The sequence below is a fragment of the Bacillus sp. JJ1474 genome (genome assembly GCF_036965225.1).
Classification (GTDB): domain Bacteria; phylum Bacillota; class Bacilli; order Bacillales; family Cytobacillaceae; genus Cytobacillus.
The window spans coordinates 1-3937 of the sequence record NZ_JBALPC010000317.1 but is presented as its reverse complement, the minus strand read 5'-3'; the positions used below and the strand labels follow the sequence as shown (position 1 = coordinate 3937).

Sequence of the window (3937 nt, the reverse complement as noted above, 5' to 3'; positions counted from 1 at the left end):
GTAAATGAGAGGAACAACTTCCGAATAATGGGAATTTATCAGAGGAAACTCTCTGTTATAATACATAAAAACATCTGTTATATAATTGTGATTCCGTTTCCAATGCTGATAATAATGATTTTGTTTAAAAAATCACAAACTGTTTTAGTCAATTTGGCTAGAATGTTTGACTTTTGTCACAGCGGTACTTTAAACATTCTAATACAATATCAAAAGGGGATCTTTCAAGTTTGTATAAACAAACGAAAAGGATGAATTTTGGGAGGGAGATTATGTCAATATTACCAAAGAAAAATGGGCTTGGTTTTTTTGAAATTAGATTAGAGTCAATTGGCGGGCTAGGAGCAAATCTAGCCGGAAAGATGCTTGCTGAAGCTGGAGTTTTAGGATTAGGTTTAAACGGTTCGAACTTTTCATCATATGGCTCTGAAAAGAAAGGATCACCAGTGAAAAGTTTTATACGTTATTGTGATCCTGATGTTGAAATTCGAGCGCATAGTCCGATTGAGCAGCCGCATGTTGTCGGGGTTTTTCATGAAGCATTATATAAAACGGTCGATGTTGTTAGCGGTTTGGAGCCTGATGGGATTCTATTAGTTAATTCCATCAGAGACTTTGATTCGATCAAGGCAGACTTGAAATTAGAAACAGGTACATTAGCCATTATCGATGCCTTACAAATTTCTGTCGATGAAAAGACAAAAGTCAATACAGCAATGCTAGGAGCATTATTCCGTATTTGTGATTTCCTTGATCCAGAGTCAATGAAGGACATCATTCGAAAAACATTTGAAAAAAAATACCCGCATCTTGTAGAGCCAAATATTCGAACATTCGAACGGGGATACAACGAAGTTCAATTCAAAACATATGAAACTCCAGAAGATGCCAAGGGAAAGGCATTCTCTCGTCCGCTTCCGTTACTAGGATATGAAACTCAAGAAATTGGCGGGATCATTACAGCCCAAGGAAATAGTATATTAAAAGACTTGAGCGGATCCAGACAAGGGTTCCTTCCAAAATATGATCAAGAGACATGTATTCACTGTGCTGCATGTGATACCGTCTGTCCTGATTATTGCTTTGTATGGGAAGAAGGAGAAGATAAGCGCGGCCGGAAGCAAATGTTCCTTAAAGGGATTGATTATCAATATTGCAAAGGCTGTCTGAAGTGTGTTGAGGCTTGTCCAACAACGGCATTAAGTGATTTGCGCGAAACGATTGGTTATGCTGAGGCAAACTGGGTAAAACATAAATTTCCTTACATAGCGGGAGGGATTTAATAATGGCAATGGTAGTAGAACAATCAATTAAAAAAAATACTGCAGAACAATTGGTAACCTTTGAAAGCGGAAATGAAATGGCGGCAATGGCTGCAGCTCAAATAAACTACCATATTATGGGGTATTTCCCAATTACACCATCAACCGAGGTCGCCCAGTATTTAGACCAAATGAAGGCAAGAGGAGAGCATAATATTAAGCTGATTCCAGCCGATGGAGAGCATGGTTCAGCAGGGATTTGTTACGGAGCTGCCGCAACAGGTGCAAGGGTTTTTAACGCAACAAGTGCGAATGGGCTTATGTATATGCTTGAGCAGCTTCCTGTTCAATCCGGAACCCGATTCCCAATGGTTATGAATTTAGTTACTCGTTCAGTAAGCGGCCCTTTAGATATTAGAGGGGATCATTCAGATTTATACTTTGCCTTAAATACGGGGTGGGTAATATTAACGGCGAGAACACCACAGGCAGTATATGATATGAATATAATGGCTCTCAAAATTGCTGAGCATTCAAAGGTTCGTCTCCCTGTTATTGTTGCATATGACGGATTCTTTACATCACATCAAAAGAGAAAAGTAAATTATTTTAAAGATCGCCAAGTAGTTCAGCAATTTGTTGGTGAGTGCCCGACAGATTATCATTTCGCCCGAGATCCAAAAAGACCGGTAACGATTGGTGCCCATATGAATGGCGAAGATTTAATGAATAACCATTTTCAGCAATCTGAAGCGATGTATGCTGCAGGTGACATATTCAAGGAAGTTGCAATAGATTATGCTGCTATTTCCGGCCGTGAATACCCAGTATTAGAATTATACAAAATGGAAGATGCAGAGGTTGCTTTATTCTTATTAAACTCTGCTGCTGAAACCGCGAAGGATACGGTGGACAGACTAAGAGAAAAAGGGATTAAAGCAGGTGTCATCAGCCCGAATATCATCCGTCCATTCCCTGCAAAAGAAATTCGGGAAGCACTAAAAAATATTAAAGCTCTGCTAATCGGTGAAAGAGCTGATTCCTATGGCGGCAATGGCCCGAATTTAACCCATGAAGTAAAGTCCGCATTACAGGATGATAAAAATAATAAAACCATTGTGTTAAGCCGTGTGTTTGGACTTGGCGGGAAAGATTTTTATGAAGATGATGCAGAGCATTTCTTCAACGAAGCAATTGAGGCGATGAATAATGGCTATGCAAAAAAATCCTTTGATTATTTTGGTCATGTTCCTGGAAATAAAGATCGGGGGCTTAAGCCAGTTATTACCCCTCAGCATGGGGATGTTTACAAATCAGGCTTAATACACGTTGAGAAGGATCCTGAAACAAATAAATTAAAGGTGAAAATTCCTCCGTTACGCTCATTAACATCGAAGCCAAAGCGAATAGCTTCAGGACACGGAGCTTGTCCAGGCTGTGGAATATTTACCGGATTAGAGTTGTTTTTTAAAGGGATTGAAGGAGATGTGGTTGTGCTGTTCCAAACTGGTTGTGCTTATGTGACAACAACCGCATATCCTTATTCTTCACATAAACAAACTATGATCCACAACCTATTCCAAAATGGACCTGCTACATTATCTGGTACAGTGGAAGCCTTTTTAGAGTTGAAGGAGCGCGGGGAAATCGAAATCTCAGATGATGCTACTTTTGTCATGATTACGGGTGATGGCGGAATGGATATTGGAATGGGGTCCGCAATTGGAACGGCACTGAGAAACCATAACCTTATTATGCTTGAGTATGATAATGAAGGATATATGAATACAGGATCTCAAATGTCCTATTCTACCCCAAAAGGACATATGACAAGTACAAGCAATGTCGGACGTAAACAAAAGGGTAAAGCATTCCATCATAAGGATACAGCACAAATTATGGCTTCAACTAATATCCCTTACGTCTTTACCGGTGCAGAGGCATTCCCGCAGGATCTAATAAAGAAAGCTGCAAAGGCTCAATGGTATGCGCAAAATGTTGGTACGGTATATGGCAAAATCCTTATTACTTGTCCGTTGAACTGGAAGTCAGATGATCGCTATGGTGAAAAGATTATCGAAGCGGCTGTTAATACATGCTTCTTCCCTCTGTACGAGGTAGAAGAAGGGGTAACAACCATTACTTATAATCCTGAAGATAAGAAGAAAAGGGTTGGATTACCTGAATGGCTGAAATATATGGGCAAAACAAAGCATCTCTTAAAAGAAGAAAATCATGAAATGTTAATGGAATTGGAAGAAGAAATCGAAAAGCGCTGGCAACGTCTTCTAGCTAAACATGAAAATCCTTTATTATAAATAATTCTTTCATACACGAAGAGTTGAAGCGTCTCCCTAGTCGAATTTGCGGCTAAGAGACGCTTTTTTGTTTTTAATAAAAGAAATAACTTGAATGGTGCAAATTGGAGAATCTCCTTTATTTATCCTAAAGTGCCAACTTCCTCTTGAATGCCATATGAATTATATTATAATTAAATAGTACTAGTAATATTCTGATATTTTTTACATAACTTTTAGTACAATATTTTGACAACAACGTCTAAACAAGGGAGGATTACCTAAAATGAAAGGGGTAAAAAAGACTCGTTTTAAGAAAGTAAAAAAATCTAAAAATCATAAAAAGGATAAAAAATATAAGTTAAATAGAGTTATTAC

Annotated in this window: 2 protein-coding genes; both read left to right on the top strand. The window is 38.4% G+C overall.

From position 1 onward, the window contains the following. Positions 1-272: 272 nt before the first annotated feature. Positions 273-1283, top strand: coding sequence for a 2-oxoacid:acceptor oxidoreductase family protein (locus tag V7164_RS25275; protein WP_335355601.1), 1011 nt, complete (start codon positions 273-275; stop codon positions 1281-1283). Positions 1284-1285: 2 nt separating this feature from the next. Further along, the gene (locus V7164_RS25270; protein WP_335355600.1) at positions 1286-3580 is read left to right on the top strand and encodes a thiamine pyrophosphate-dependent enzyme; all 2295 of its coding nucleotides are present in this window, start codon (positions 1286-1288) and stop codon (positions 3578-3580) included. The last annotated feature ends 357 nt before the right edge of the window (positions 3581-3937 follow it).